Source organism: Streptomyces sp. NPDC093089 (assembly GCF_044754405.1).
Taxonomy (GTDB): Bacteria; Actinomycetota; Actinomycetes; order Streptomycetales; family Streptomycetaceae; genus Streptomyces.
On sequence record NZ_JBIVPA010000004.1, the window covers coordinates 383,281 to 409,551 of the forward strand.

General features: G+C 74.4%; 18 protein-coding genes. 17 read left to right on the forward strand and 1 reads right to left on the reverse strand.

Going from position 1 to position 26,271, the window contains the following annotated elements:
- Positions 1–43: 43 nt before the first annotated feature.
- The 12 genes from ACIQFX_RS11745 to ACIQFX_RS11800 all read left to right on the forward strand — a co-directional run bounded on the left by ACIQFX_RS11745 (position 44) and on the right by ACIQFX_RS11800 (position 16,436).
- Positions 44–1,390 (forward strand): ABC transporter substrate-binding protein, encoded by a 1,347-nt coding sequence (locus ACIQFX_RS11745; RefSeq protein ID WP_402461220.1) that lies wholly within the window; start codon positions 44–46, stop codon positions 1,388–1,390.
- Between the two features lie 133 nt (positions 1,391–1,523).
- Positions 1,524–2,405, forward strand: coding sequence for a carbohydrate ABC transporter permease (locus tag ACIQFX_RS11750; protein WP_402461581.1), 882 nt, complete (start codon positions 1,524–1,526; stop codon positions 2,403–2,405).
- Between the two features lie 3 nt (positions 2,406–2,408).
- On the forward strand, positions 2,409–3,299 hold the full coding sequence (locus ACIQFX_RS11755) for a carbohydrate ABC transporter permease (protein ID WP_402461221.1): 891 nt from the start codon (positions 2,409–2,411) through the stop codon (positions 3,297–3,299).
- Between the two features lie 8 nt (positions 3,300–3,307).
- The gene (locus ACIQFX_RS11760; protein ID WP_402461223.1) at positions 3,308–4,573 is read left to right on the forward strand and encodes a 6-phospho-beta-glucosidase; all 1,266 of its coding nucleotides are present in this window, start codon (positions 3,308–3,310) and stop codon (positions 4,571–4,573) included.
- Positions 4,564–5,538, forward strand: coding sequence for an N-acetylglucosamine kinase (locus tag ACIQFX_RS11765; protein WP_402461224.1), 975 nt, complete (start codon positions 4,564–4,566; stop codon positions 5,536–5,538). The genes ACIQFX_RS11760 and ACIQFX_RS11765 overlap by 10 nt, the downstream gene beginning before the upstream one ends.
- A 296-nt stretch (positions 5,539–5,834) precedes the next feature.
- Positions 5,835–7,262, forward strand: a complete 1,428-nt coding sequence (locus ACIQFX_RS11770) for a hypothetical protein (protein ID WP_402461226.1) — start codon at positions 5,835–5,837, stop codon at positions 7,260–7,262.
- Between the two features lie 11 nt (positions 7,263–7,273).
- On the forward strand, positions 7,274–8,305 hold the full coding sequence (locus tag ACIQFX_RS11775) for a glutamate ABC transporter substrate-binding protein (RefSeq protein WP_402461228.1): 1,032 nt from the start codon (positions 7,274–7,276) through the stop codon (positions 8,303–8,305).
- Between the two features lie 56 nt (positions 8,306–8,361).
- A complete protein-coding gene (locus ACIQFX_RS11780; RefSeq protein ID WP_402461230.1) occupies positions 8,362–9,639 on the forward strand; it encodes a hypothetical protein in 1,278 nt (425 codons plus the stop codon).
- 59 nt (positions 9,640–9,698) lie between these two features.
- Positions 9,699–12,167: a tetratricopeptide repeat protein gene (locus tag ACIQFX_RS11785; protein WP_402461232.1), complete on the forward strand. Its 2,469-nt coding sequence runs from the start codon at positions 9,699–9,701 to the stop codon at positions 12,165–12,167.
- On the forward strand, positions 12,164–13,609 hold the full coding sequence (locus ACIQFX_RS11790; protein ID WP_402461233.1) for a PP2C family serine/threonine-protein phosphatase: 1,446 nt from the start codon (positions 12,164–12,166) through the stop codon (positions 13,607–13,609). Before ACIQFX_RS11785 ends, ACIQFX_RS11790 begins: the two co-directional genes overlap by 4 nt.
- A 53-nt stretch (positions 13,610–13,662) precedes the next feature.
- Positions 13,663–15,000, forward strand: coding sequence for a VWA domain-containing protein (locus ACIQFX_RS11795; protein WP_402461235.1), 1,338 nt, complete (start codon positions 13,663–13,665; stop codon positions 14,998–15,000).
- A 41-nt stretch (positions 15,001–15,041) separates the two neighbouring features.
- Entirely contained in the window at positions 15,042–16,436 is a 1,395-nt protein-coding gene (locus tag ACIQFX_RS11800; protein ID WP_402461237.1) for an FHA domain-containing protein, read from the forward strand.
- A gap of 8 nt (positions 16,437–16,444) precedes the next feature.
- Here ACIQFX_RS11800 and ACIQFX_RS11805 read toward each other — a convergent pair whose 3' ends face one another.
- Positions 16,445–17,398, reverse strand: coding sequence for a methyltransferase domain-containing protein (locus ACIQFX_RS11805; protein WP_402461239.1), 954 nt, complete (start codon positions 17,396–17,398; stop codon positions 16,445–16,447).
- A gap of 98 nt (positions 17,399–17,496) precedes the next feature.
- Between ACIQFX_RS11805 and ACIQFX_RS11810 the strand changes: the two genes are divergently transcribed.
- From ACIQFX_RS11810 to ACIQFX_RS11830, 5 genes are all read left to right on the forward strand, one after another.
- On the forward strand, positions 17,497–17,901 hold the full coding sequence (locus ACIQFX_RS11810; protein ID WP_402461241.1) for a globin: 405 nt from the start codon (positions 17,497–17,499) through the stop codon (positions 17,899–17,901).
- 230 nt (positions 17,902–18,131) lie between these two features.
- Complete coding sequence (locus ACIQFX_RS11815) at positions 18,132–21,500, forward strand: FtsX-like permease family protein (protein WP_402461243.1); 3,369 nt, start codon at positions 18,132–18,134, stop codon at positions 21,498–21,500.
- A 113-nt stretch (positions 21,501–21,613) separates the two neighbouring features.
- Positions 21,614–24,418 carry an FtsX-like permease family protein gene (locus tag ACIQFX_RS11820; RefSeq protein WP_402461584.1) on the forward strand — a complete coding sequence of 935 codons (2,805 nt, stop codon included), beginning with the start codon at positions 21,614–21,616 and terminating at the stop codon, positions 24,416–24,418.
- Entirely contained in the window at positions 24,415–25,398 is a 984-nt protein-coding gene (locus ACIQFX_RS11825) for an ABC transporter ATP-binding protein (protein ID WP_402461246.1), read from the forward strand. The genes ACIQFX_RS11820 and ACIQFX_RS11825 overlap by 4 nt, the downstream gene beginning before the upstream one ends.
- A 152-nt stretch (positions 25,399–25,550) precedes the next feature.
- Positions 25,551–26,141, forward strand: a complete 591-nt coding sequence (locus ACIQFX_RS11830) for a hypothetical protein (RefSeq protein ID WP_402461248.1) — start codon at positions 25,551–25,553, stop codon at positions 26,139–26,141.
- Positions 26,142–26,271: the final 130 nt, after the last annotated feature.

The following is a 26,271-nucleotide window of genomic DNA, read 5'->3' on the forward strand; positions in this document are numbered from 1 at the left end:
CCGACCCTCCGCACGCCCCGACCCGCCCCAGGGAGACACCGCCATGCCCGCACGCCCGCGCAGAGGCGCCGCCGCGCTCGCCACCACCGCCTCGATCGCCCTCTTCGCCTCCGCCTGTACGGGCTCCGCGAACAACGGGGCCTCCGACGACCCCAAGGCCGAGACCACCATCACCTTCTGGCACGGCTGGTCGGCGCCCTCCGAGGTCAAGGCGATCGAGGACAACGTCGCCCGGTTCGAGAAGGCCCACCCGAACATCAAGGTGAAGGTCGTCGGCAACATCAACGACGACAAGCTGGGCCAGGCGCTGCGCGCGGGCGGTTCGAACGGACCGGACGTCGTCTCCTCGTTCACCACGGCCAACGTCGGCAAGTTCTGCGCCTCGGGCGCGCTCGCGGACCTCAAGCCCTTCATAGAGAAGTCGAAGCTCGACCTGGACAAGACCTTCCCGAAGGTCCTCCAGGAGTACACGCAGTTCGAGGGCAAGCGCTGCACGATGCCGCTGCTCTCCGACGCGTACGGGCTCTACTACAACAAGACCGCCTTCAAGGAGGCCGGTCTCGACCCCGAGGCCCCGCCGAAGACCTGGTCCCAGTTCACCGAGGTCGCCAAGAAGCTGACGAAGCAGAAGGGCGACTCGTACGAGCGGCTCGGCTTCATGCCGAACTACCTCGGCTACGAGACCGTCGTCTCCCACTACATGTCGCAGTGGGGCCACCAGGGGTACTTCGGCGCGGACGGCAAGTCGACCGTCGCCTCCGACCCGGCGTTCGCCGAGATGATGACCTACCAGAAGTCCCTGGTCGACGCGCTGGGCGGGTTCCCGAGGCTCGACAAGTACCGCACCACCTTCGGCGACGAGTGGGGCGCCAAGCACCCCTTCCAGACCGGCCAGGTCGCCATGCAGCTGGACGGCGAGTGGCGGCTGAACTTCGTCAAGGAGGCCAAGGTGCCCTTCGACGTCGGCGTCGCGCCGCTGCCCGTCGCCGACGACGAGCTGAGCGAGTACGGCAAGGGCTACCTGTCCGGCACGATCATGGGCATCGCGCCGCAGAGCCAGAAGCAGAACGCGGCCTGGGAGCTGGTCAAGTACATGACCACGGACACCGAGGCCGTGGTGAGCTTCGCCAACGCCATCGGCAACGTGCCCTCCACCCTGGAGGCGCTGAAGTCCCCGAACCTGAAGCTCGACGACCGCTTCAAGACCTTCCTGGACATCGCCCGGCACCCGGCGTCCACCACCTCGGACGGCGCGGTCAACGGCTCCGCCTACCAGGACACCCTGCAGAAGTTCGCCCAGCAGTACGAGAAGGGCCAGGTCACCGACCTGAAGAAGGGCCTCGCAGACACCGCGGCCCAGATCGACCGCGACATCGCCGCGGCGAAGTGACGGCCGGGAACCACCCATGAGCACGGACACCCTGCCCGCGAAGGAGGCGGCCGCCCCGGCCGCCCCCTCCCCCGGGGGACGGAACACGCTGCGGTCCAAGCGCCGGCGCAACGCGCTGCGCACCCTGGCGTTCATGTCCCCCTGGCTGATCGGATTCGGCGTCTTCTTCGCCTATCCGCTCGTCTCCACGCTGTACTTCTCCTTCATGAAGTACGACGGCCTCAACCCGCCGACCTGGCGGGGCGTGGACAACTGGACGTACGTCTTCGGCGAGTTCCCGCAGTTCTGGCCGGCCCTGCGCAACACCCTGTGGCTCGCCGTCGTCATGGTGGCCTGCCGGGTGCTCTTCGGCCTCGGCGTCGGCATGCTGATCACCAAGATCAAGACGGCGGCCGGCGTCTTCCGGACCCTCTTCTACCTGCCGTACCTGGCCCCACCGGTGGCGGCCACGCTCGCCTTCGTCTTCCTGCTGAACCCCGGCACCGGGCCGGTCAACTCGCTCCTGGAGGCGGTCGGCCTGCCCGCCCCCTCCTGGTTCAACGACGCCTCCTGGTCCAAGCCCGCGCTGACCGTCCTCGCCGTGTGGGGCGTCGGCGACCTCATGGTCATCTTCATGGCCGCGCTCCTCGACGTGCCGAAGGAGCAGTACGAGGCCGCCGAACTCGACGGCGCGTCCGCCTGGCAGCGGTTCCGCTACGTCACGCTGCCGAACATCTCGCCGATCGTGCTCTTCGCCGTCGTCACCGGGATCATCGGCGCGATGCAGTACTACACGCAGCCGATCGTGGCCGCGAAGGTCGCCTCGGGGAAGATGGGCGGCTCCGGCGAGGTCTTCGTCCCCGGCTACCCGGACGACTCCACGCTGACCCTCCCGCAGCTGGTCTACAACCTCGGCTTCAGCCAGTTCAACTACGGCGCCGCCTGCGTCGTGGCGCTGGTGCTCTTCGCCTTCTCCATGGCCTTCACCGCGCTCCTGATGCGTCGGCGCGGCGGCCTGATCGGCTCGGGTGACTGACACATGACGACCGCAACCACTCCCGCCCCCGACCGCCTCGCGGCGAGCCCCGCCGAGAAGAAGGCCCGCCGCAGGTCGCTGCTGCACTGGATCGCCGTGCACTCGCTCGGCATCGCCGCGGCCCTGTTCTTCGTCCTCCCGTTCGTCTTCGTCTTCCTGACCTCCCTGATGAGCGACCAGCAGGCGCTCACCCGGGACCTGACGCCGAACTCCTGGCACTGGGACAACTACGTCAAGGTCTTCGAGACGCCCGGCTTCCTCACCTGGTGGAAGAACTCCCTGCTGTACGCGGGGCTCGGCACCGTCCTCGTCGTGGTGTCCTCGATCCCCGTGGCGTACGCGCTCGCCAAGTTCCGCTTCCGCGGCCGGCACCTGTCGCTGCTGCTCGTCATCTCGATGATGATGCTGCCGCCGCAGGTCGTGATCATCCCGATGTACCTGTTCTGGGCGAAGCAGATGGACCTCTCCGGAACGCTGTGGCCGCTGATCATCCCGATGGCCTTCGGCGACGCCTTCGCGATCTTCCTGCTCCGCCAGTTCCTGCTGACGATCCCGAACGAGTACGTCGAGGCCGCGCGGATCGACGGCTGCGGCGAGTTCCGCACCCTCGTCCGGGTCGTGCTGCCGATGGCGAAGCCCGGCATCGCCGCCGTGGCCCTGTTCCAGTTCTTCTACTGCTGGAACGACTACTTCGGGCCGCAGATCTACGCCTCCGAGAACGCGACGGCCTGGACGCTCAGTTACGGCCTGGAGTCCTTCAAGGGCGCGCACCACACCGACTGGAACCTGACCATGGCCGCGACCGTGCTGGTCATGGCCCCCGTGATCCTCGTGTTCTTCTTCGCGCAGAAGGCGTTCGTCGAGGGAGTCACCCTGACCGGAGTGAAGGGCTGATACGAAAGATGAAGCTCACTGTCGTGGGGGGCGGTTCCACCTACACCCCCGAACTCGTCGACGGCTTCGCGCGACTGCGCGACACCCTGCCCCTCACCGAACTCGTCCTCGTCGACCCGGCCGCCGAACGGCTCGAACTGGTCGGCGGGCTCGCCCGGCGCATCTTCGCCAAGCAGGACCACCACGGAAAGGTCACCACCACCACCGACCTCGACGCCGGGGTCGAGGGCGCCGACGCCGTCCTGCTCCAGCTGCGGGTCGGCGGACAGGCCGCCCGCGAGCAGGACGAGACCTGGCCCCTGGAGTGCGGCTGCGTCGGCCAGGAGACGACCGGCGCCGGCGGCCTCGCCAAGGCGCTGCGCACGGTCCCGGTGGTCCTGGACATCGCCGAGCGGGTCCGGCGCACCAACCCTGACGCCTGGATCATCGACTTCACCAACCCCGTCGGCATCGTCACGCGCGCGCTGCTCCAGGCCGGGCACAAGGCCGTCGGCCTGTGCAACGTGGCCATCGGCTTCCAGCGCAAGTTCGCCGCGCTGCTGGACGTGACCCCCGCCGAGGTCCACCTCGACCACGTCGGGCTCAACCACCTGACCTGGGAGCGGGCCGTACGGATCGGCGGACCCGAGGGCGAGAACGTGCTGCCCCGGCTGCTCGCCGAGCACGGCGACGCCGTCGCCGACGACCTGCGCCTGCCGCGCCCGGTCCTGGACCGGCTCGGCGTCGTCCCCTCGTACTACCTCCGGTACTTCTACGCGCACGACGAGGTGGTGCGCGAGCTCGGCACCAAGCCGTCCCGGGCCGCCGAGGTCGCGGCGATGGAGCGGGAGCTCCTGGAGATGTACGGCGACCCGGCACTCGACGAGAAGCCGGCCCTGCTCGCCAAGCGCGGCGGCGCCTTCTACTCGGAGGCGGCCGTGGACCTGGCGGCCTCGCTGCTCGGCGGCGGCGGATCGCCGTACCAGGTGGTGAACACGTACAACAACGGCACGCTGCCGTTCCTGCCGGACGACGCCGTCATCGAGACGCAGGCCGCGGTCGGCGCGCACGGCGCCACGCCACTGCCGGTAGCGCCGGTGGACCCGCTGTACGCCGGCCTGATCGCCAACGTCACGGCCTACGAGGACCTGGCCCTGGAGGCGGCGCTCCGCGGCGGCCGCGACCGGGTGTTCAAGGCGCTGCTCGCCCACCCGCTGGTGGGCCAGTACGCGTACGCCGACGGGCTCACCGACCGGCTGATCGCGCACAACCGGGAGCACCTCGCGTGGGCGTGACCGAAACCCTGCTGGCCGTCGACGCCGGCAACAGCAAGACCGACGTCGCCGTCGTCGCCGTGGACGGCACGGTCCTCGGCACGGCGCGCGGCGGCGGCTTCCAGCCCCCCGTGGTGGGGGTGGAGACGGCGGTCGACCGGCTCGCGGAGATCGTCGGGCGGGCCTGCGCGGAGGCCGGCGTGCCGACGCGGTTCGCCCACGTCGCGGCCTGCCTCGCCAACGCCGACCTGCCCGTCGAGGAGGCCGAGCTGCAGGCCGCGCTCCTCGCCCGGGGCTGGAGCCCGTCCGTACGGGTGCACAACGACACCTTCGCGATCCTGCGGGCCGGCCTCGACGAGCCCCGGGGCGTCGCCGTGGTGTGCGGGGCCGGGATCAACTGCGTCGGGATGACCCCGGACGGGCGGACCGCGCGCTTCCCGGCGATCGGGAAGATCTCCGGGGACTGGGGCGGGGGCGGCGGACTCGCCGACGAGGCGCTGTGGTTCGCGGCGCGCGCCGAGGACGGGCGGGGCCTGCCCACCGCGCTCGCGGACGCGCTGCCCGCGCACTTCGGACTGGGGTCGATGTACCTCCTGATCGAGGCGCTGCACCTGGGCGGGATCCCGATGGAGCGGCGGCACGAGCTGACGCCGGTGCTGTTCGCGGTCGCGGCCCAGGGCGACCCGGTGGCGCTGTCCCTCGTGCACCGGCTCGCCGACGAGGTCGTCGCCATGGCGTACGTCGCGCTCCGCCGGCTCGGGCTGCAGCACGAGGAGGCGCCGGTGATGCTGGGCGGCAGCGTGCTCGCGGCCCGCCACCCGCAGCTGGAGGAGCGGATCCTCGAACTCCTCGCGGAGCGGGCGCCGAAGGCCGCGGTCGGGTTCGTGACCGCGCCGCCGGTGCTCGGGGCGGGGCTGCTCGCCCTGGACGCGGCCGAGGCCGGTCCGGAGGCGAAGGCCCGGCTGCGGGAGCACTACGGGGCCTGAGGAGCGCCGTCGCGGGGTGTCTCGTCGTCTCGACGAGGCACCCCGCACGCATGTTCACCCGTTCGAGGGGTGTCCGAAAGGGAACCGATCTCCGGCGGGCGGCGTATTCAGAGTGAGGGGGTTCGCCTGCTGATGTGCCCGGGGCATGGGGCACGATAGGAACAAGATCGAGTCAATCCCGGTGTGCGGACGGCCCCCTGAGGCCATACTGCTGGCCGGGTGGTCGTCCACCGGAACCGGTCGCCACCGGGACACCGGACGGGCCGGCCGACGTCAGCGACCGAGGGGGAGGTCAAGTGACACACCCGCCGAACGCGCCCGCCGCCCCGGCGGCGCACGGCACGGCGCAGGCGCCCGCGCGCCCGGGCTCCGTGCCCGCGCAGCCGTCGCCCGTGCCCACCGCTGCCCCGCCCGCGGGGCGCGGCGCCTGGGCCGTGGGCCGCGAGCGACTGCGCGTGGCCGCGACGACCGAGCCCGGCCGGCTCCAGATCCTCGGCGCCGTACTCGCCCTGCTCGTCGTGGCATTCGGTGCGGTCAGCGCCCTGGAAGTGTCCGACCGGGCCTCCGCCGCCGACGACGTCGTCAGCCGCAGCCAGCCGCTGAGCGCCGACGCGGCCGCGATCTACCGCTCCCTCGCCGACGCCGACACCACCGCGGCCAGCGGCTTCCTCGCGGGCACCCTGGAGCCCGCGGAGTCCCGCGCGCGGTACACCCGGGACATCACCACGGCCTCGCGGCTCCTCGTCAAGGCCGCGGCGAACGCCGGCGGCTCGTCCGAGTCGGCCCGCGAGATCGCCACCCTCAACGAGCAACTGCCCCGCTACACCGGCCTCGTCGAGCGCGCCCGGGCCGCCAACCGGCAGGGCCTGCCGCTGGGCGGCGCCTACCTCCGGTACGCCAACCAGCAGATGGCCGACATCCTGCTGCCGGCCGCCGAGCGGCTCTACGCGGCGGAGACCGTACGGCTCCAGCGCGACGACGAGTCCGCCCGCACCTGGCCGTTCCTGTCGCTCGCGCTCGGCCTGCTCACCCTCGGCGTCCTGCTGTGGGCACAGCGCCGCAACTACGTCCGGACCAACCGGGTCCTCAACCACGGCCTGCTCGCCGCCACCGCCGCCACCGTCGTCGTGCTGCTCTGGCTCGCCGCCGCGCACACGGTCGCGCGCGCCGGGCTCGACACCGCGCGCGTGCAGGGCCAGGAGTCCCTCCAGGTCCTCAACACCGCGCGGATCAGCTCCCTCACGGCCCGTGCCAACGAGAACCTGACGCTGGTCGCCCGGGGCGCCGTCCTCACCGAGGACGGGAAGAACGACAGGTACGAGGCCGAGTACACGGCGAGCATGGGCGCCCTGACGGACGCGCTCGCCACGGCCCGCGAGTGGGCCGACGACGACGCCGGACGCGGCCCCGTCGACGAGTCCGCCGCGCGGGCCGCCGAGTGGCGGGAGCGCCACAAGGACGCCCGCGCGAAGGACGAGGCCGGCGACTACGAGGGCGCCCTCGGCCGGATCATCGGCGCGAAGGAGTCCACGGGTCGGTCCTTCGACCAGATCGACGCCGCCCTGGAGCGGGCCCTCGCCCACGAGCAGGCCGAGTTCACCCGCTCCGCCGGGGACGCCAGGGACGCGCTGACGGGTCTGCCGCTCGGCGCGGCGGCACTCGGCGTCCTGGGCGCGGCGGGCGCGCTGCTCGGCATCAACCGCAGACTGTCGGAGTACCGGTGAGAGGGGGCGGGATGCCGAACGGCGCGTACCCGCTGGTGCGGCGGACGGCGGGCCGGCTGCGGGGCTGGGGCGGGGTGGCCGCCATGGCCGTGGCCTGCGCGCTCACCGCCTCGCTCACCCTGCTGCCGCTCGCCCAGGACGGGACCGGCCCGGCGGCCGCGCCGTGGACGCCGGGACCCGGCGTCGGCACCGGCGTCCAGGTCAAGGCGGACACCTGCGAGCACCCCGAGGCCTCCCTCACGCCCTCGTCGGCGGACGGCCCGTCGATCCGGGCGATCAAGGACCGCGGGAAGCTGATCGTGGGCGTCGACCAGTCCAGCTACCGGTGGGGCTACCGGAACCCGGAGAAGGGCGTCCTGGAGGGCTTCGACATCACGCTCGCCCGGGCCATCGCCAAGGACCTCCTGGGCGACGAGAACGCGATCATCTTCCGCGCGATCCCGACCAACCAGCGGATCGCCGCCCTGAACAGCGGCAAGGTCGACCTCGTCGTGCGCACGATGACGATCAACTGCAAGCGGATCGAGCAGGTCGCCTTCTCCACCGCCTACTTCCAGGCCGGCCAGCAGGTCCTGGCGCCCAAGCTCGCCGAGGACATCACCGGCTACGACTCCTCGCTGCGCGGCAAGCGGGTCTGCACCGCCGAGGGCTCGACGGCCTACGACGCGCTGGCGGAGAACTCCTTCGGCGCGGTCTTCAAGGACGAGGCCGACGGCACCAAGGACGACAGGGACCTGCTGACCGTCCCCAACCAGCTGGACTGCCTGGCCCGGCTCCAGATGGGCGAGGTCGACGCCGTCGTCACCGACAACGCGCTCGCGGCCGGCCAGGCCGCCCAGGACCCGGCGGTCGAGCTCAAGGGCCGGCCGTTCACCGAGGAGTACTACGGGGTCGCGGCCAAGCTCGGGAACGACGACCTGGTCCGCCGGGTCAACCAGGTCCTGGTGGGCTACCGGCAGGGCCCCTGGCAGGCCGCGTACGAGGAGTGGCTGGAGAAGGACCTGCCCGGCATAACCGGGCCGCCCGCTCCGCTGTACAAGTAGCGCCGTACACGCCCCCGTACGAGCAAGCCCGTACACGACAGCGGAAGAGGTAAGAGATGGGCGTCACGGGACCCCCCGGGCCGGTGATGGACCGGGACGAGGTGGACCGTGCGCTGGCGCGGCTCGGCGCCGAGCACAAGGCGATCGAGGACTCGCTCCTCGCGCTGCAGGACCACGCGGGCCGCAGGCTGCTCGAAGGGGCCGAGCTGACCGGTACCACCCGGGACCGGTGGGCGGCGACGGAGCGCACCATCACGCTGCTCTGGACCTGCTTCGACGTGTACACCGGGGCCCTGCGGGAGGCCCGTGAGGTGCGCGGACGGCGGCGCTGGCCCGCCCGCGAGGAGCTGGTCGAGCTGACCGACCGGCTGCGCGGCGAGAGCGTGCTCGTCTCCGGCGGGGCGGGCGAACAGGCGCTGCTCACCGAGCGTTTCAGCCTGGAGGGGCTCGTCCGGCGGATGAACGAGCTGTACGCCGCCTCGCTCGACCTGGTCGTCACCGCCGACGCCGTCTGGTCGGCGCTGCCGGCCCGGATAGACCTGCTCGCCGCCGAGCTGGGGCGGACGCGTTCGCTGGCGCACTCGGTGGGCGTACGGCCCGGGGAGCATCCGGCGGGGGACGAGCTGGAGGCCATCACGGCCGAGCTGACCGCGCTGCGGTCCCAGGTGGTGACCGACCCGCTGGCCTTCTGGCGCCCGGCGGCGGGGAGTTCGGCACCCGGCGGGGGCCGTCCCGACACCGAGCGGTACGACCGGGCGGCGCTGGCGCTGGAGGACGTGCGGCGCGAGATCGAGGCCGTCCTTGCGGTCCGGCAGGACTCCGAGGACCGGCTGCTGCGGCTGCGCGACGTGCTCTCGCGGGCCGACCGGACGCTCGCCGAGGCGCGTTCGGCGCGCGGTGAGGTCCTCGCGAAGATCGCCGCCTCCGAGGTGCCGGCCGTCAGCGGGCCGCCGACGGTGCTCCAGGAGCGGCTCTCGGTGGCCGCCGAGTACCGCAGGCACGCCCAGTGGCACCGGCTCTCCCCGCTCCTGGACTCCCTGGAGCGGGAGGCGGAGGAGGAACTCCTGCGGGCCAGGGAGTCGTTGACCGCGGTCACGGCGCCGCTCGCGGTGCGGGCCGAACTGCGCGGCCGGCTCGACGCCTACAAGGCGAAGGTGGCCCGGCTCGGCGCGGCGGAGGACCCGCTGCTGGTCGAGCGCTACGACGCGGCCCGCAGGATGCTGTGGAGCGCGCCCTGCGACCTGCGGGTCGCGGAACAGGCCGTGCTGCGCTACCAGCAGGCGGCGGCGGACGTACTGTCCGGCCCGAGAGACGCGGGAGGACGACAGTGGTGAGCGGGGAGACGGGCGTGGGGAGCTGTCAGCGTCCTTCGTGCGAGGGATCGTACGAGGACATGGGAGGCGGCGAGCTGTACTGCGACACGTGCGGGCTCGCCCCGGTCGTCGCGCCCGGAGGGCTGATCGGTTCGACGCCGACCGGGATGGCCGTGCCCGGAAAGGGGACCGGCGGGGTCGGCGGGTCGGACTCGGGCTCCTCGCGGAGTGGTTCGCGCGCCTCGTCGCGGGCCTCGTCGCGCTCCTCGACCTCCCGCCGGTCGGTCTCCGGCCGCCTGTCGCGCGCGCTGTCCGGCGCGTCCACCGCCCGCTCGGTCTCGGTGCGCAGCTCGGGTTCGTCGACCGGCCAGTCCGCCAGGAACCGGCTGGGCGCGGGTCTGGTGGCCATTCCGGAGGTGCCGCGGCCCGATCCGCGGGCCGCGGTGATGGAGAACGCCGAGGTTCCCGAGCGGAAGCGTTTCTGCTCCCGCTCGGACTGCGGGGCCCCGGTGGGCCGCGCGCGGGGCGACCGGCCCGGCCGCACGGAGGGCTTCTGCACCAAGTGCGGCCACCCGTACTCCTTCGTGCCCAAGCTCCGCGCCGGCGACATCGTCCACGGCCAGTACGAGGTCGCGGGCTGCCTCGCGCACGGCGGCCTCGGCTGGATCTACCTCGCCGTCGACCGGGCGGTCTCCGACCGCTGGGTCGTCCTCAAGGGCCTGCTCGACACCGGCGACCAGGACGCCATGGCGGCGGCGATCTCCGAGCGCCGCTTCCTCGCCGAGATCGAGCACTCCAACATCGTCCGCATCTACAACTTCGTCGAGCACCTCGACCAGCGCACCGGCTCCCTGGACGGCTACATCGTCATGGAGTACGTCGGCGGCAAGTCCCTCAAGGAGATCGCCAACGACCGGCGCACCCCGGACGGCCGCCGCGACCCGCTGCCGGTCGAGCAGGCCTGCGCGTACGGGATCGAGGCCCTGGAGGCGCTCGGCCACCTGCACAGCCGGAACCTGCTGTACTGCGACTTCAAGGTCGACAACGCCATCCAGAGCGAGGACCAGCTCAAGCTCATCGACATGGGCGCGGTCCGGCGGATGGACGACGACGAGTCCGCGATCTACGGCACCGTCGGCTACCAGGCGCCCGAGGTGGCCGAGGTCGGCCCGTCCGTGGCGAGCGACCTGTACACGGTGGCGCGCACCCTCGCGGTGATGACCTTCGACTTCCAGGGCTACACGAACGTGTTCGTGGACTCCCTGCCCGACCCGGAGCACATCGCGGTCTTCCGGACCTACGAGTCCTTCTACCGCTTCCTGGTCCGCGCCACCGACCCCGACCCGGCCCGCCGGTTCGCCTCCGCGCAGGAGATGGCCGAGCAGCTGACCGGCGTCCTGCGCGAGGTGGTGGCGCTCCAGTCCGGGCGCCCGCGCCCGGCCCTCTCGACCCTGTTCGGCACGGAGGTGCGGGTCACCGACACCGCGCTCTTCGCCGAACTCACCGAGGACGTCTCGCTGCTCGGCGCCCGCCGCGGCCGCGGACGGCGGGGCGGGGCCGCCGGCGCGCCCGGGACCCCGGCCGCCGCCGGGCCGCCCGCCGGTGCGGGGCTCGCCGGACTGCTCGCCCCCGTCGACACGCCCGCCACCGCGCTCGCGCTGCCCGTGCCGCGCGTCGAGCCGGGCGACCCCAACGCCGGATTCCTCGCCGGCCTCGCCGCCGCCGCGCCCGGCGAACTGCTCGCGGCGCTCCAGGCCGCGCCCGCGCCCTCCGTCGAGCTGCGGCTGCGCACCCTGCGGGCCGAGCTGGAGCTGGGCGACCTGCGGTCCGCCGCCGGGACCCTCGCGGGTCTGGAGGAGCGGGACCCGGACGACTGGCGGGTCGTCTGGTGCCGGGGCGTCGCCTCCCTGGTGACCGGCGACCACGAGCAGGCGGCCCTCGCCTTCGACGCGGTGTACGACGCCTTCCCCGGCGAGCCCGCGCCGAAGCTGGCCCTCGGCGTCTGCGCCGAAGTGCTCGGCCAGTTGGACAACGCCGCCGAGTACTACCACCTCGTGTGGACCACCGATCCGAGCTTCGTCAGCGCGGCCTTCGGACTCGCCCGCGTACGGCTCGCCGCGGGTGACCGCACCGGGGCCGTCCAGGCCCTGGAGTCCGTGCCCGAGGCGTCCATCCACTACACGGCGGCCCGAGTCGCGGCCGTGCGGGCGCGGCTGCGGCGGCGCCCCGCGCACGAGCCGCTCGGCACCGATCTGACGGCGGCCGCCGCGCAGGTCTCCGCGCTCCAGGGCTTCGGTCTGGACGCGGTGCGCCGCGAGCAGTTGTCGACGGAGGTCCTCGGAACGGCCCTGGACTGGGTACTCTCCGGGAGTCCCGGTGCGGCACCGGGCGGCGGCGCGCTGCTGCTCGGAAGTGAACTGGACGAGCGCGGACTGCGCTTCGGCCTCGAACGCTCGTACCGGGTGCTTGCCCGACTCGCCCAGCAGGGCGACGAGAGGATCGAACTGGTGGAGCGGGCCAACCGCTTCCGCCCCCGGACGTGGGTGTGAGGATGTCCCAGAAGCCGAAGCCGTCGCACGGACTCGCCGCCTGCCCGGGCTGCGCGGAGCCGCTGGACTCGGGTGACCGGTTCTGCGGGGCGTGCGGCTACGACCTCTCGGCCCTGCCGGCCGCCGAGGCCGAGCCGGACCGCCCGACCGTGGCGATCGTCACCCCCGTCACCTGGCCGGACGCCCCGCCCCGGGACCCCGGTTCGCTCTCGACGATGACCCAGCACCCGGGCGACCTCCCCGGCACCGACTCCGGCGGCCAGGACCTGCCCACGATCGAGGTCCGCACGGACGGCCCGGTGCCGGCCCCCGCGCCCCCGGCCCCAGCGCCCCCGGCCGCCGCGACCGCGTCCGGGACCGGGACCGGGACGGGCGGCGACTTCGAACTGGCCGCCCCCGATCCCCGTACGGCCGTGCGGACCGATCCGCCCGCGGCCCCCGCCCAGGCACCGGCCGCGGCCCCCGCCCAGGCACCGGCCGACCCGGCCGCGGCCCCGGCCCCGGCTGCGGCCTCGTCGGCGGCGCTCTGCGTGGCCTGCCGGGCCGGCCGGGTGGACACCGACGGCTACTGCGAGAACTGCGGGCACGCGCAGCCGCGCGAGCGCGACCACATGGAGCGGGTGGCCGGCCCCGCCGCCGCCGTCAGCGACCGGGGGCTGCGCCACCACCGCAACGAGGACGCGTTCGCCGTCTCGGCGACCACCCTCCCCGACGGCTCCCCCGCCCTCCTCGCGATCGTCTGCGACGGCGTCTCCTCGGCGACCCGCCCCGACGACGCCTCCGCCGCCGCGGCAGCCGCGGCCGACGCCTCGCTGCTCGCCGCACTGCCCCGGGGCACCCACCCGCAGCAGGCCATGCACGAGGCGATCGTGGCGGCCGCCGAGGCCGTCAACTCCCTGGCGGAGGAGCCGGGTCAGGACGGCGCGGAGCACGACCCGCACCGCCACCGGAACGCCCCGGCGTGCACCATCGTCGGCTCGATCGTCGCCGACGGCCTGCTCGTCGTGGGCTGGGTCGGCGACAGCCGCGCCTACTGGGTGCCGGACGACCGGGGCACCCAGTCCGTCCGGCTGACCGAGGACGACTCGTGGGCCGCCCAGATGGTCGCGGCGGGCCTGATGAACGAGGCCGAGGCGTACGCGGACGAGCGCGCCCACGCGATCACCGGCTGGCTCGGCGCCGACTCGTACGAACTGGAGCCGCACACAGCCTCGTTCAAGCCGGACCACTCCGGCGTGGTGGTGGTCTGCACCGACGGCCTCTGGAACTACGCGGAAGGACCCGAGGACATGGCGAGGGTCGTCCCCGCCGACGCGGCGGAGCGCCCGCTGCACGGCGCCCAGGTCCTGGTCGGGCACGCCCTGGACGGCGGCGGCCACGACAACATCACGGTCGCCCTCGTGCCGTTCACCGTCACTCCGCACGGGACGGGATCCGCCTGAGCGGTCGCCGGTCCCCCGTCCCTTCACCGCCGTTGCCCGAGGAGCCCGAACAGATGGCCAACTTCTCCAAGTCGACCGTGCCCCAGTTCTCGGTGGACGTCTACCAGAACGAGTTCCTGCCGGAGGGCGGCCGGGACGTCAGCGCGATCGTCACGGTCACCTCGACCGGGGGCGGCACCGGCGGCGCGGGGCTCGGCGTCTCCGGGGGCTTCGGCGGCGGCACGGCCGGTGTCGTGATCATGGTCGACTGCTCCGGCTCGATGGACTACCCCGCCACCAAGATGCGCGGCGCGCGCGAGGCGACCGCCGCCGCCGTCGACACCCTGCGCGACGGCACCTCCTTCGCCGTCGTCGCCGGCACGCACGTGGCGAAGGAGGTCTACCCCGGCAACGGCGGCCTCGCCGTCGCCGACGCCCGGACCCGCGCCGAGGCCAAGGAGGCGCTGCGCCGCCTCTCCGCCGGCGGCGGCACCGCGATCGGCACCTGGCTGCGCCTCGCGGACCGGCTCCTCTCCTCCACCGACCTGCCCATCCGGCACGGCATCCTGCTCACCGACGGCCGCAACGAGCACGAGGCGCCCGAGGAGCTGCGGGCCGCCCTGGACGCCTGCGCGGGCCGCTTCACCTGCGACGCGCGCGGGGTCGGCACCGACTGGGAGGTCAAGGAGGTCACCGGGATCGCGTCCGCGCTCCTCGGCACCGCCGACATCGTCGCCGACCCGGCCGGACTCTCCGCCGACTTCACGTCGATGATGGAGACCGCGATGGGCAAGGGCGTGGCGGACGTCGCGCTGCGCCTGTGGACCCCGGTCGGGGTCGAGATCGCGTTCGTGAAGCAGGTGGCGCCCTCGGTGGAGGACCTCACCGGGCGGCGCACCGAGGCCGGTCCGCGCGCCGGGGACTACCCGACGGGCTCGTGGGGCGACGAGTCCCGCGACTACCACGTGAGCGTGCGGGTCCCGCGGGCGGCGGTCGGCCAGGAGATGCTCGCCGCCCGCGTCTCGCTGATCGCCCCGGACCCGGCGGGCGGCGACCCGCGGCCGCTGTCTCAAGGACTGGTACGGGCGGTGTGGACGGACGACCTCGCGATGTCGACGTCGATCAACCCCCAGGTCGCGCACTACACCGGGCAGGCGGAGCTCGCGGACGTCATCCAACAGGGTCTCGATGCCCGCAAATCGGGCGATCGCGACGGCGCGACGGCCAAACTGGGCCGCGCCGTGCAGCTCGCGGCGGCCTCCGGCAACGCGGATACGGCGAAACTCCTTTCGAAGGTGGTCGACGTCGTCGACGCGGCGACCGGTACTGTGCGTTTGAAGGCGAAGGTCGCGGAAGCGGACGAGATGACACTCGAGACCCGCTCCACCAAGACCGTTCGCGTCAAGAGGTAGCCCGGCCACCGGGCCGGACGACGAGAGGGGGAAGCACCGACATGCCGACCTGCCCGAACGGACACCAGTCGGTCTCCGACGACTGGTGCGAGGTCTGCGGCCACCGCATGGCCGGGGCGGGCGCGCCTGCGGGTGCCGTACCGCCGCCTCCCCCGCCGCCGCCCCCCGCGTACGGATACCCCGGCCCCGGCCAGGCCCCGGCGGGCCCGCCGCCGGGCACGCCGGGCGGCTTCGACGGCCCCCGTGCTCCGGGCGCTTTCGACGACCCCGGTGCGCACGGTGCTCCGGGCGGCTTCGACGACCCCGGTCCGCGCCGCGGCTTCGACGGCCCCGGTCCGCGCGGCGGCTTCGACGGCCCCGGCGGCTTCGGTCCCGGCGCGCCCTCGGCCCCCCCGGCTCCCGGCGGCTTCGGCCACGGGGGCGATCCGAACGCGACGGCCCAGGCGGAGCTCTGCCCGCAGTGCCGTACGCCGCGCGAGCACATGGCGCCGTTCTGCGAGGAGTGCCGCTGGAACTTCCTCACGAACACGGCGACCTCGTACACGCCGCTGGCCCCGCACAACCCGCCGGCGCAGCAGCCCGGGCCGCCGCCCGGCCTCAACCTGCCGCCGGGCTTCCAGTCCCCGCCGCCCGCGCCGCCGCAGCACCAGCAGCCGCCGGCGCAGCAGCCCGACCCGTTCGGCTACCAGGGGTCGCGGCCCTCGCAGGTGAACCGGCCGGCCGAGCCGCTGGGCGCCGAGCCCACGCACCACCAGGCACCTCCGCAGCGCCCGCCGGTGCAGCAGCCGGGGACGCAGCAGCCGCCGGCCCCGCCCGCGTACCTCCAGGCCCCGGCGCCCCCCGCGCCGCCGCAGCCGCGCGCCGACGACGACTGGGTCCTGTCCCCGCCCTCGCAGCCGCACGCCCCGCAGCCGCCGGTGCAGCAGCCGCCGCAGCCCCCTCAGCACCAGGGGCCTCCCCCGCACCAGGGACCGCCTCAGCACCAGGCGCCCCAGGGGCCTCCGCAGCAGTTCCAGCCGCCGCGGCAGCCGCTGACCTGGACCGCGGTCATCGGTCCCGACCGCGAGTACTTCATGGCGATGATGCACCGCAGCGGGCCCGAGGCCTCGGGCCTCAACCTGCCCGCGTTCTCGCCGGACAAGCACCTGCCGCTCCAGGGCAACCAGGTCTCCATCGGCCGCCGCCGGCACTCCACCGGCGAGTCCCCCGACATCGACCTGTCGGTGCCGCCGGAGGACCCGGGCGTCTCGCACCAGCACGCCGTGCTCGTGCAGCAGCCGGACGGCTCGTGGGCGGTGGTGGACCAGAACTCCACCAACGGCACCACGATCAACGGCGGCGAGGAACCGATCCAGCCGTACGTCCCGGTCCAGCTCCAGGACGGCGACCGCGTGCACGTCGGCGCCTGGACGACGATCACGATCCGGCTGGGATAGCCCCGGCCTCAGGCCTCGGGCAGGGGCCAGGCGTACGGCCCCGCGGGGTCGTCCAACCAGGCCCACTGCCGGTCGCCGCTGACCGTCACCCCGAAGCGCTCCCGCTCCGGCCGCCGCTCGCGCAGCCAGAGCGAGAGCGCTTCGCGCCTGTCCAGGACCTCGCCGGCCAGCCCCCAGAGGAAGCGGAAGCCCTCGTCCCCGGCCGGTCCGCGGCGCGGGACGCGGGCGGCGAGGCCCCGGAGCGCCACGAAGTACGCCGAGGTCGCCAGGAACCGGCCCTCCGCGTGGGTGGCGTCGCGCACCCGCAGCAGGACGAGGCCGGTGGAGAGCGGGGCGAGGACCAGGGCGTCCGGTCGGCCCTGCGCGAGCCAGGGGTACGGCACCGAGGGCACCGCGCAGGTCGCGACGATCCGGTCGTAGGGGGCGTGCTCCGGGCAGCCGCGGGCGCCGTCGGCTGTGACGACGGCCGGCCGGTACCCGGCGGCGGCGAGGTGGGTCCTGGCGGACTCGGCGATCTCCTCGTCCAGGTCGACCGTGGTGACGTGCGCGTCGCCGAGCCGGTGGCAGAGCAGGGCGGCGTGGTAGCCGGTGCCGGCGCCGATCTCCAGGACGTCGTCCCCGTCGCGCACGTCCAGGGCCCGGAGCATCAGCGCCATCAGCGACGGCTGGCTGGCCGAGGAGACCAGCTCGCCGTCCCGGACCCGGGTGGCGATCGCCGTGTCCCCGTACGCCCCGCGCAGCCAGCGCTCCCGGCGCTCTGCGTCGGGGTCGCCGGACCAGAGCCGCTCGTAGCCGCCCGACCCCGCGACGTAGTAGTAGGGAACGAACAGATGGCGCGGGACCTCGTCGAAGGCGGCGCGCCAGGCCGGATCGGCCAGCTCTCCCTCCGCCTCCACCTCGCGTACGAGCGCCCGTCGCGCCCGCGCGCCGGCCCCGGCGAACTCGTCCCACGGCTCACCCATGCCTCCACTCTCCCGCCGCGGGGCGGGCCCGGCGAGCGCTCCCGGGGTGCGGTCCTAGACCTCCGGTCCTCCGTCGGGTCATCTGAGACGATGGAACGGTGAACGAGATTCCCGGGGAAACAGTGCAGGAGCAGACCTTCTACGAGCAGGTCGGCGGCGAGGAGACCTTCCGCCGTCTGGTCCACCGCTTCTACGAGGGCGTCGCCGGGGACCCGCTGCTGCGCCCGATGTACCCCGAGGAGGACCTCGGCCCCGCCGAGGAGCGGCTCGCCCTCTTCCTGATCCAGTACTGGGGCGGCCCGCGCACCTACAGCGACCACCGCGGCCACCCCCGCCTCCGGATGCGCCACGCCCCGTTCACCGTCGACCGCGCCGCCCACGACGCCTGGCTCCGCCACATGCGCGACGCCGTGGACACGCTCGGCCTCTCCCCCGCCCACGAGGCGGAGCTCTGGAAGTACCTGACCTACGCCGCCGCGTCGATGGTGAACACCGCGGACTGACGCTCCCTCACCCCGCCCCGTAGCCGCGGCAAGCCCCGCTCACACCCCGCCCCGGCATGGACGGACACATTCCGGAGAGTGTGCCCCAAATAACGGTCACAATCGCGTCAAGGTCGGTCTGCAAGCGGTTTCCAGCAGCCCGTGCACTCTGAAAGCATCCGAAAGAAGTTCCGGGGGCGTTCGTCGAGCGTTCGACGTGCGTGCCGTGATCAGGGTGGCCAGGGGGACGGGTGACGGGGTTCGTATTTCTGCGCGTCAGGGCGCACCGGCTACTGCTGTCCGCGGCGCTCCTCGCGGTGCTCCTGACCACCTCGGTGCTGGCCACGCTCGCGGCGTTCTCCGGCGCCATCGGGGACGCGGCGCTCCAGGCCGGCCTGCGGGGCCGGTCGGCGGCGGCCGCGTCGCTGCTCGTCACCGGCCAGATCACCGAGGCGAAACGGGCGAGCGCCGAGGCCGCCGTGGCCGACGGCGTGCGGCGCACCTTCGACGGACTGCCGGTCACCGTACGGCGCCTGGAGCGCTCGGGACCGTACGCGCTGCCGCGGAACCTCCAGCCCGCCGCCGCCCGCGAGGGCGACCCCGACCTGACGCACTTCGCCGCCCTCGACCGCTCGCGGCTCACCCTCGTCAAGGGCGCCTGGCCCTCGGCGACCCGGACCGCGGGCGTGGTCGAGACGGCGCTGCCCGAAGAGGCCGCCCGACGGCTGCGGGTGGAGCCCGGCACCGTCCTCGACCTCGGTGACCGGCTCGACGAGAAGCGGCCGGTGAAGACCCGGATCACCGGCGTCTACCGGCCCGTCGACACCGCCGACCTGTACTGGCAGCTCGACCCGGCGGGCGGACGCGGCGTGCGGACCGTCGCGTTCACCACGTACGGGCCGCTGCTCGTCGACCCGGCCGTGCTCGGCGCCGGGGTGCTGAGCACCGGCACCACCTCCTGGCTCGGCTCCGCCGACTTCACCGGCTTCACCACCGACCGGATCGACGCCCTGCGGGCCTCGGCGACCGCCGGCCCGCAGGCCCTCGCCGAGAACACCGACGCGTTCGGGACGACGGTCGCCGCGTCCACCGCGCTGCCGACCTCCCTGGAGCAGACCCAGCGCGCCCTGCTCGTCTCCCGCTCCACCCTGCTGATCGTCGCCGTACAACTGGTGCTGCTCGCCGCCTACGCCCTGCTGCTCGTCGCCCGGCTGCTCAGCACCGAGCGCTCCGGGGAGACGGCGCTGCTGCGGGCCCGCGGCGGTTCGCGGCGCCGCATCGCCGGGCTCGCCGGCATCGAGGCGCTGCTGCTCGCACTGCCGGCGGCCGTCGCCGCGCCCCTCCTGTCCGGACCGCTGACCCGGCTCTTCGCCGACCGGTCCGCCCTCTCCTCGCTCGGCGTCCGGCTCGACACCACGCCCTCGCTCCAGGTGTGGCTGGTCGCCGCCGCCGTGGCCCTGCTCTGCGCGGCGGCCGTCGTCGCCCCCGCGCTCGCCGCCGGCGACGGCTCCGGCGTCTCGCTGCGCAAGGCCCGCTCGGCGTCGCTGCCCGCCCCCGTGCGGGCCGGCGCCGACGTCGCCCTCCTCGCCGTCGCGGCCGTCGCCTACTGGCAGTTGCAGCGGCCCGGCGCCGCGGGCGGCACCCTCGGCGCGGACGAGGACGGCGGCGGCTCCATCGACCCCGTGCTCGTCACCGCGCCCGCGCTCGCCCTGCTCGCCGGCACCGTCCTGACCCTGCGCCTGCTGCCGCCCGCCGCCAAACTGGCCGAGCGGCGCGCGGCGGGCGGCCGCGGCCTCTCCGCCGCCCTCGCCGGCTGGCAGTTCAGCCGCCGGCCGCTGCGCGGCGCCGGCCCCGTCCTCCTCCTCGTCCTCGCCGTGGCGATGGGCATGCTGGCCATCGGGCAGAGCGGCTCGTGGGAGCGCTCGCAGCGCGACCAGGCCGACTTCCGCACCGGGGCGGCCGTCCGCGTCCTCGGCGCCGGGCCCGGCGAACCGACGGAGACCGAGCGGCTGGCCACCGTGCCGGGCGTGACGGCCGTGGCCCCGGTGTACCGCGCCGACACGGACGTCGCCGGGAAGACCGCGACCGTCCTGGCCATGGACACCCGCAACGCCGCCGGCAGCATGCTGCTCCGCGCCGACCTCACCGGCACCCCGGCCTCCTCCCTCCTCGCCCCGCTCGTGCCGAAGGCCGTCGACCGGCCCGGGCTCCGGCTGCCCGCGGGTACCCGAACCCTCGCCGTCGACCTGCGCGGCACCGCACCGGGCGGTACGCCCGAGAGCAAGGTCACGGCCGTCTTCGAGGACCCGAACGGCATCCCGTACACGCAGCTGCTGGGAACGCTGCCGTACGACGGCCGCACCCACCGGCTGACCGTCGACCTCAGCGCCATGACCGCGGGTCCCGGCACCGACGGGAGCCGCGGCTCCGGCGGTCTGCTCACCCTCACCGGCCTGGAGACCGAAGGCCAGATCGTCGACGGCGCCACCCACACGCAGTCCGTCCACGTCGAACGCTTCGCCACCGCCCGGCCGGACGGCACCGAGCAGGCGCACTCCCCGGGGCGGGTCCTGGCCTCCTGGGCGCACACCGTCGAACAGACCGAGAACGGCGACCCGGGCGGCGGCGGTGCCGCCCGCGGCACCGCCGGTCCCGCGGGCCCCGACGGGCGCCCCGCGCCGTACACCGTCTCGTTCGTCGTCACCGGCGGCGTCCCCGACGACAGCCACTGGGAGCCGGAGGAGTACACCCTGCGGATGGACGCGCCCAGGGCTCCGGCGCCCGAGCACCTGCCCGCCGTGGCCACCGAGGCCTTCATGCAGGCGACCGGCGCCGAGCCCGGCGACCCGATGGAGGTCTCCGTCGACGGCCGGCAGCTCGAGGTCTCCGTCACCCGCGTGGTCAAGGAGCTCCCGACCACCGGACCCGGCGCCCGGGCCGTGTCCGCCACCACGCCCGTCGCCACCCCCGAGGACGGCGGCGCGATCCTCTTCGACCTGGCGTCGGCCAACCGCTACCTCGCCGCCGACCCCGAGCAGAGCTCGACCCTGCCGCCCACCGAGTGGTGGTTCACCGTCGCACCCGGCCGCGCGGACGAGGTCGCCACGGCCCTGCGCGCCCGCCCCAACGCGGACCCCGCCCAGGTCCTCGTACGCGACGAGGCCGCCGGCGACCTCCTCGGCGACCCGCTCGGCGCCGGCCCCAACGCCGCCCTGATGGCGGTCGCGGCCGCCGCCGCCGCACTCGCCGCGGTCGGCTTCGCCGTCGGCTCGGCCGGCGCGATGCGGGAACGGTCCGCCGAGTTCGGCGTCCTCCAGGCGCTCGGCACCCCGCGCCGCCGACTCGCCCGGCTCATCGCCGCCGAACAGGGCATCCTCATCGGCATCGGCCTGCTCGTCGGCATCGGGCTCGGCACCGTCCTCGCCCGGGCCGTCGTCCCGCTCGTCGTCCTCACCGGCCAGGCCGCCCGCCCCGTCCCCGAGGTCCTCGTCGAACTGCCCCTCGGCCAGGTGGCCCTGCTCCTCGCCGGCGTCGCCACCCTCCCGCTGGCCATCGTCGCCGCCATCGCCCTGCGCCGCACCGATCCCGTCGTGACCCTGCGCCACCAGGGAGACCACTGATGCCCGCCGCGGACGACGCCGTGAACGGCGGGACGCCCGGGTCCCCCACCGGACCCGCCGACCCCGCCCCCGGAGCCACCGACACCCCCGCCGCACGCAGGAAGGCCCCCGACATGTCCCCGTCCCGGTCCGACAAGCCCGCCCGCGCCGTGGCGCCCTGGGTGCGGACCCGGCTGCGGACCGCGCCCTGGGCCGCCGTGTCGCTCGCCCTGCTCGTGTTCGTCACCGCATACCTCGCGGCGGCGCTGCCGCGCGCCGTGGACACGTACGAGACGGAGGGCCTGCGGCACGACATCCGAACCGCCGCGGCCCGCAACAGCGTCCTCCAACTGACCTCCGAGGCGCCCGGCCTGGAGCTCCGTCAGGCCGAGCGCGAGAAGAACCTGGCCCCCGACGTGCTCCGCAGGCAGCACGACCAGGTGCTCACCCTGATCCCCGAGCCGCTGCGCGTCGACCCGCGGCAGACCGTCCACGGTGTCCGTACGGTCACCCGGGTCAAGGGCCTCGACCCGTGGCTGCCCCGGCCCGACGGGATCTCCCCCGAGTTCCTCCTCTCCTCCCCGTCCGACCTGGCCGGCCACACCACGCTGCGGCAGGGCCGGGCCGCCGCCGGAACGGCACGCCACCCCGAGGCGGTGGTGTCGGCGAAGACCGCCGAGTCCCTCCGTCTGAAGCCCGGTTCCGTCGTGCACGTGCCGGGCCGGGTCAGCGCCGAGCCGATCGCCGTGACCATCACCGGGATCGTCGAGCCGCGCGACCCGGAAAGCGCGTACTGGGCCGTCGAGCCGCTCGTGCGCGCCCCCGCCCTCGCCACGCTCGTCGGCGACGAGATCAAGTACTACTGGCAGGCGGCACTGCTGGTCGCCCCCGAGTCGGCGCCCGCCCTGCTCGCCACCCTCGGCGACCCGGAGGTCTTCTTCCGGTTCATGCCGGAGGCCGACCACCTCACCACCCGCGACACCGACCGGCTCGCCACCGTGCTCGACTCGGTCGACGGCGGACCCGAGCTGGTGAAGATCCGCCGGGTCATCGGACCCACCGGCGCCTTCAGCACCGAACTCGACACGATCGTCGGCTCGTACCGCTCGATGCGCGACGCGATCAACCCGGTCGTCGCCGTCGCCGTCTTCGGCATCGGCGCCGTCGCGGCGGTCGTCCTCGCCATGACCGGCGGTCTCTTCGTCGCCCGCCGGGACAGCGAGCTGGCACTGATCCGCTCCCGCGGCGCCTCGCTCACCGGCATCGGCCTGCGCCTGCTCGGCGAGACCACGGGGGTCGCCGTACCGGCCGCCGCCCTCGCCCTCGGCCTCGCGGTGACGACGGTCCGCGGCCCGGACGGCGGATCGGGCGGCATCCCGCTCGCGCCCTCCCTCCTCGCCACCGCGGCCGTCGCCCTGATCGCGATGCTCGTGCTGCCCCTGCGGGCCGTCGTCGTCCACCGCGTCCCGCGGCTGCACGGCGGCCGGGACGACCTGCTCACCGCCCGTCCCTCCCGGCGCCGCACGGTCCTCGAACTCACCGTGCTCGTACTGACCGTCGGCGCCGTCGCCTCGCTGCGGCTGCGCGGCACCGCCGACGGGGACCACCTGGTGAGCGCCGCCCCGGTGCTCGTCGGCCTGATCGCGGCCATGCTGCTCGTACGGATCTACCCACTGCCGCTGCGGTGGGCGGCCCGCCCGGCCCGCCGGATGCGCGGGGCCGTCGGACCGCTGGCGCTGGCCCGCGCCGGACGCTCGTCCTCGACGGGCACGCTCCCGCTGCTCGCGCTGGTCCTCGCGCTGGCCACGGCGGCCTTCGGCGGCTCCGTCCTCGCCGGTGTCGCCGACGCCCGCGACAGGTCCGCGCTCCTCGCCGTCGGCGCGGACGCCCGGATCGAGGGCTCGGTCGAGTGGACACCGGTCCCGGCGGAGCTCACCGAGAAGGTACGCGGTACGGCGGGGGTACGGGACCTGGCCCCCGTGCAGGTCGAGTACGGGGTGTCGCTGCCGTCCCTCGAGGGCGTCTCCGCGCTGCCGATGACCGCGCCGCTCGTGGGCGTCGAACCCGGCTCGTACACCCGGCTCGCGCAGCGGACCGGCTTCGGTCCGTTCGCCGCCGGGCTGCTCGCCTCGACCGGGCGGGGCGGCCCGGGCTCGGTCGCGGACACCGACCGGGTGCTGCCCGCGATCGCCTCGCCCTCGGTCGCCGAACGGTTCGGCGAGAAGCCGCTGGAGATCGTGTCGGCGGCCGGCGTCTTCCGGGTGAAGGTGGTCGCGGTCCGGTCCACCACCCCGGCCCTCCCCGACGCCGACTTCCTCCTCGTCAACGCCGCCGACCTCACCCGCCGGGTGCCCACCGCCCTGCTCGTCACCGGGTCGCCGAACGCCACCGCGCTGCGCACCGCCGTGACGGACTCGTCCGGGTCCGGCGACTTCCTCGTGACGACGCGCGGCGAGGAGCGCGCCGCCTACGTGGACTCGCCGCTCCAGTCCGGCGCCGAGGGCATCTACCTGGGCGCGATCGGCGCGGGCGCCGGGTACGCGATGGTCGCCGTGCTGCTCTCCCTCATGCAGAGCGCGCCGGAACGGACCAAGCTCCTCGCCCGCCTCCGGACGATGGGCCTCACCCGCAAGCAGGGCCGGCGGCTGCTCGGCCTCGAAGCGCTGCCGCAGGCGGTCCTCGCGGCGATCGGCGGCACGCTGGTCGGCTGGGCGACGGTTCCGCTGCTCGCCCCCGGCATCGACCTGTTCCGGCTGGCGCTCGCGACGGCGCCGGGACTCGCCCGACTGGACAGCGCCCCGCTCCGGGCGGACCCGTGGTCACTGGTGCTGCCCGCCGTCGCCGTCGTCCTCCTCACGGGGCTCGCGGCGGCGGGACAGGCCTGGTGGGCGGGGCGCAGGGGCTCGATCAAGGAACTCAGGGCAGGAGACGCACGATGACCAAGACCGGGACCCCGAACGGGACGACGCTGACCGACACCGGTTCGGACACCACCCTCGAAGAGCTGGAGCGGCGGGCCACGGCGCGGCGCGACCGGCCCTCGTACGGCCACGACGCGCTCATCGCCTGCGACCGCCTCGTCCGGATCTTCACCACGGACGGCGTCGAGGTGCAGGCGCTCCAGGGACTCGACCTCCTCGTGAAGGAGGGCGAGCTGATGGCCCTGGTCGGCGCCTCCGGCTCCGGCAAGTCGACCCTGATGAACATCCTCGCGGGCCTGGACGTGCCGACCGCCGGCGCGGCCCGCGTCGCCGGCTGCGACCTGCTCGCCATGGACGGCAAGGCGCGCCTCCGCTACCGCCGCGAGGTCGTCGGCTTCGTCTGGCAGCAGACCGCCCGCAACCTCCTCCCCTACCTGACGGCCGCCCAGAACGTGACCCTGCCGATGCAGTTGCGGGGCCGCTCCCGGCAGAAGGCCGAGCGCGCCGAGGAACTGCTCGCCATGCTCGGCATCTCCGAGATCCGCGACCGGCGGCCGCACCAGCTCTCCGGCGGCCAGCAGCAGCGGGTGGCCATCGCGGTCGCCCTGGCCAACAACCCGGCCGTGCTCCTCGCCGACGAGCCGACGGGCGAGCTGGACTCCGCCACCGGCGAGCAGGTCTTCGCGGCCTTCCGCCGCGCCAACGAGGAGCTCGGCACGACGATCGTCATCGTCACCCACGACCAGGCCGTCGCCTCCGAGGTCCGCCGCACCGTCGCCATCCGCGACGGCCGCACCTCCTCCGAGGTGCTCCGCCGCACCGAGGTCGACGAACTCGGCCAGGAGTCCCTCGTCGCACGCGAGTACGCCATGCTCGACCGCGCCGGCCGCCTCCAGCTCCCCGCCGAGTACACCCAGGCCCTGGGCATGGAGCACCGCGTCGCCCTCGAACTCGAACAGGACCACATCGGGGTCTGGCCGGACGACGCGGAGCACTGAGCCGGGCCGGGGGTCCGAGGGCCGGCCTTCAAGGGCCCGCGCAACCGCGTACCGCCGAACCGGCGTCCCCGCCCACGGACCTGACCGCAGCAGTCGACGTCCACGTCACTCCCGACGGGGACCGGTCGACGTCACTCCCGGGGGGGGGACCCATGGGGAAGGCCCTGCCGTACGCCGGGGCGCTGCTCGTGCCCGCGCTCGCCGGAACGCTCCTGTGGACGTGGGCGGACCGGAGCCTGCGCAGCCCGCACGGGCTGCCCACCGCGCTGGGGGTCGCGGGCGGACTCGCGCTCACCGCGGCCGCGCTCCTGGCGCACAACGCGCTCTTCCGCGAGGGCGGCAGCATCGCCGCCGCCGTCCTCATGCTCGCGGGCCTCACGGCGGTCTGGGTGGAGGCCCGGGACTCCGCCGTCCGCGGCGCGGTCGCCGACTGCGTGGTGCTGGGCGAGGTCAAGGTGACCCACCACCCGACCTTCGGCGAGGGCGCACCCGAGGCCAGGACCCTCTACCACCACACCCTGGACTGCGCCGGCGGCTACCCCACCGACTTCTCGGCCGAGGAACGCATCGGCTCCTCCGGCACCGCGGTCCGCATCGCCTACGACCCCGCCCACCGGATGGACCCCGTCCTGGAACGGCAGAACAAGGCCCACGGCTCCCCCGTCGTCCCCGCGTCCCTGCTCGCACTGTCGGCGGCACTGTCCGCGGTCGCGATCTCCCGGGAAGGGCGCGGCGAGGAGTGACGGGCGCGGGGCGACGCGGCTTCGGGCGCGCGGGCTTCGGGCTTCGGGCTTCGGGCTTCGGGCGCGCGGGCTTCGGGCGGAGTCAGGCCGCCCTGAAGCCGTCAGGTCGTCAGGCCTTCAGGCCTTCAGG